This is a genomic window from Rhodococcus sp. IEGM 1341 (assembly GCF_030056895.1).
In the GTDB taxonomy this organism is placed as follows: Bacteria; Actinomycetota; Actinomycetes; order Mycobacteriales; family Mycobacteriaceae; genus Rhodococcoides.
Genome location: NZ_JASHKV010000022.1, coordinates 1 through 3,382, shown reverse-complemented (window position 1 = coordinate 3,382; position 3,382 = coordinate 1). Strand labels below are relative to the sequence as shown.

Here is a 3,382-nt window from a genome sequence, read left to right as displayed (position 1 = left end):
ACCAGTGGGGACCTCGACCTGGCCACCAGTGGGTACTTTTTCATGGCCACGGACAACCAAGACGGCCCAGGCAGTGTCGGACAGCTTGCCCTAAGCCGGTCCGACCGACTGAGCACGTTTGGCGAGAGCAGTAAGAGCCTGCTCACGCTTCGAGTTGCTCAGCGGGCCGCTGGCAGCATGCACTATTACTGCGTGCGCAACATCCCGCGGTTTCTGGAGCACAAGAGGTAGTGGCGGGTGCGGATCATCTGCGATGCCAAGATTGACCTCGCGAACATCTAACACGGTTACTGACGCCACCCCGTTGTCCGGGGCGTTCTTCGCGTCCTCCCACGTGAAAGAGTTGTCCTGCAGGATCGAATGCCTATAAACGGAACAGCCGTCATTCTTGTTGAACTTGAAAGCGCCCCTGCTGAAAACGATGCTGCCGTCAGTCTCGTCCACCAGAACCATGTGCTCCATTGGGATCCTTGGCACACGTCTATACAGCATGTCATCACCGGGAATGGTGAGGTCGTCTGCCTTGATCACAGGGGGCGCGACAGGAGGTCCGGCAGTCACTAGATCAGAATGCGCTTCTGAACTTTGGGGCTGAACTCCTCCAGAAAACGACGTGCTTCGTTGATCAACCGGGCGACTCCCTTAGCGTCGAACATGTCAACATCTGAATCGAAGCTAAAGAGCTCGTGGCCCTGGGGGGATAGCGCCCAAGCCACGATGTCACCGTCAGCCGAAACTGATAACGACATGTGATTGCCGCCGATCAACCACTCAACATCAACGCCCCCAGTCCTTTGAGGCGAGAGTTGCGGAGTCGCGAGGTTGTCTTCAAAAATGAATGCGTCGACGAGCATCAGAACCAGCTTCGCCACGCTAGGCGCTACGGGTAAGCCACCTTCCTCATCCCAGTCACGTCGGAGTTTCATTAGCTTGACCAATTGCTTCTGGGTATACCCCATAAGGGCACTCCGAGACACAATGGTGTCAGTGTTCCAGAATCCCCAACTCCCTGAAAGGAGAGCGTGACTATCGACCAAGAAAGTTGATGCTCGGACAGGGGCCATCGTCGCGTTCCCTGGGAGTTCGCATGCGGTCGTCATAGTTTGATCTCCCACCTTCGGTGCATCTTCGGGGTAGTCAACTGAGCGAAGCTAGTTACTCCGATCGCGTGAGCGCGGCCAAGCGCTTCTTGTATAGGATTCGCATCCTCATTGATCACCGTTACTCGTGTGATCAACGTCATTGAGACACGGTTAATCTCACCGGGTGTGCGTGACACTGAGATCCTCTGCTCGCCCACAGCATCATCCTGGTTTTTCCCATCGAGTTTCATGACCAGCTCAATGGAAGGTTCCGCAGCTTTCATTTGAAACTGGTCGGACAGGATGGTCAATACGTCGAAAAGCGTCTCGTCAGGCTCCAAGTAGAAAGCATTTACGAAGCTCACTTCTGCTGTGATGGGTTGTAGCGGTCCAAGCCCGAAGGCCTCCACCTGCTCGGCAAATCGTAGCCAGTGACTGTCAAACCTCGGCGCTAGGTATCTATAACGGGGATATGACTCGGAATCACTTATCCGTCTCCAATTAAGGATGAAACGGTCACCCTGGATCTGGATCAGCTCGGTGTTCGCTCTGTTCAATAACCACAAACGTATGGGTGGGACGCCGGCGCTGACCTCAAAGTTGAACCCTGCGGGACCAAACGGACCGCCAGTGGGAGGAAGCGCGGGCTGTTCTTGCACGATCGGATAGTCGTTCGCCCAAGTCCGCGCAACATCTACAAGCGGCACGACAGTCAGCGCAGGGAGGGGAAGGAACTCCACTCCCATAGCCACCTCGACTACAGGAGGCTGGGCAAACGAAGGCAGCGCCATCGCACTCGGCCCCATGTCAACCATGCGACAACTCTAGCCACAGATAGCTCGGCTCGTTCACGTAGCTCCATTCTGACTCGTTTCAGAACTTTCGAAACGGCACGCACACCCTCTCATCTGTCAGAACAACGTTCAGCTGTAAGGGATCGTTCCGCTCGTCGCTGAGACCGATCTGAGACACCTGCTGCCCGCGAACGTGATGCAAAACGCCCGTACTCGCGCTAGCCCGCCATGGAAGCTAGATCGACTACGACGTCGGCCGCGTGAGACACCTGCTTGTCTCGTTGCAACCATTGCGATGGCCATCTCGGAACCTAGATGTAGCCCGTCAACGTCTGCGGTTCCGATTCCCGCCGGCGCTGCCGAGACTGTGGATGCAGCGGCGTTCTCAGTCGTCATCTGCGTAGCGGAGACGACGACCGAGACGTAGGAGTAGTACCGGGAGGCCGATGTGCCCGCACCTGCCACGGTGATGATGCGACCGCGGTCGGCTCTGCTGAACGCGGCTGTTGCCCTGGTCGTCGTGCTCAACCCCGATGTCATGGCGGCGTCTGTGGCGATGCGATTGCCCAGCTCCCAGTTGCCTGAGTTGCGTGCGCTCGACGGCGTCTGCAGCCTCAAAATACTCCTCCAAAGGGGTTTCCGGCCGCGCCCGCCCGTACGACCACTCCGTTGGCAACCCCCAGCGAGCGCAGCGAAGGTTGTCGGGTGCAGTGTGGTGCGGCGTCTCGGATCCGGTCGTTGTACTGAACTCACGGCGCATTTGACGCCTTGGTGGCCTGCCCCGCTTCGGTCGACCACCCATCTGTCGACAGCGAAAACGGTGTCAGCGTGGTCGCCAACAACTGGCACCCACTGTCCGCCTGATGTCGCCACCCCTTGATCGAGTCGGCTGCGAGGTGGACGAATGTGCGGGCTGTTTCCCAGGTCATTGATTCCGTACTTGCAGATGACATCGGTGCATCCGGGCATCTAGGACCGGCGTCGGAAAGACTTCTGGATCAGCACGAACTCCACCGCGCGCTCGCCCGCATTGGCGCGGTTGATCGTGGGAATCCTGCGGTGAACAGGGCGCGGTTGATGTATCCCCAGTAAGCGTTTCAGTCCAAAGCGACCGACTTATCGCCCTCGCCGCGCCGATCGAGTCACCGAGTACGCCGACAATCCGAATCAACTCGGTGCTTGACTCCGACAATTGCAATCGGGCCGTAAGCAGGGTTGTTGCCGATGGTGTTTACGCTGCCGGAGCTGTTGCCATTCAAGGAGGGGCAGTCGGCGTGGTCGGTCAGGGGACCTGTCGCCCGCCCATGCCGAGTGCGGTCGAGCCAGAGATGACGCGACCGTATTTGGTGGCGGCGTCGGCGAATTGCTTCGTCGATCGCGAGGATGTCCATCAGGCGTTCACGGTCTCACTAGACGCGACGCGACCGCACTGTCGCGGCTGTACATGGCGGTGGCAGGTCCCCGATAGTCGGGCCACCGTGTTCTAGAGCCACGGTGTGATTGATT

The 3,382-nt window shown here is 58.3% G+C and carries 3 protein-coding genes; all 3 read right to left on the bottom strand.

All coding sequences use genetic code 11. The annotated features are described in order from the left end of the window. Positions 1–90: 90 nt before the first annotated feature. The 3 genes from QM615_RS22350 to QM615_RS22340 all read right to left on the bottom strand — a co-directional run bounded on the left by QM615_RS22350 (position 91) and on the right by QM615_RS22340 (position 1,897). Positions 91–462 carry a hypothetical protein gene (locus QM615_RS22350; RefSeq protein WP_269596872.1) on the bottom strand — a complete coding sequence of 124 codons (372 nt, stop codon included), beginning with the start codon at positions 460–462 and terminating at the stop codon, positions 91–93. 98 nt (positions 463–560) lie between these two features. After that, positions 561–872 (bottom strand): hypothetical protein, encoded by a 312-nt coding sequence (locus QM615_RS22345; RefSeq protein WP_283347933.1) that lies wholly within the window; start codon positions 870–872, stop codon positions 561–563. Positions 873–1,096: 224 nt separating this feature from the next. Continuing rightward, a complete protein-coding gene (locus QM615_RS22340; protein ID WP_269596752.1) occupies positions 1,097–1,897 on the bottom strand; it encodes a TIGR04255 family protein in 801 nt (266 codons plus the stop codon). Positions 1,898–3,382: the final 1,485 nt, after the last annotated feature.

Coding starts and splice junctions, on each gene's coding strand:
- QM615_RS22340 (WP_269596752.1), bottom strand. CDS start 1,897: ATGGTTGACATGGGGCCGAGTGCGATGGCGCTGCCTTCGTTTGCCCAG.
- QM615_RS22350 (WP_269596872.1), bottom strand. CDS start 462: ATGGAGCACATGGTTCTGGTGGACGAGACTGACGGCAGCATCGTTTTC.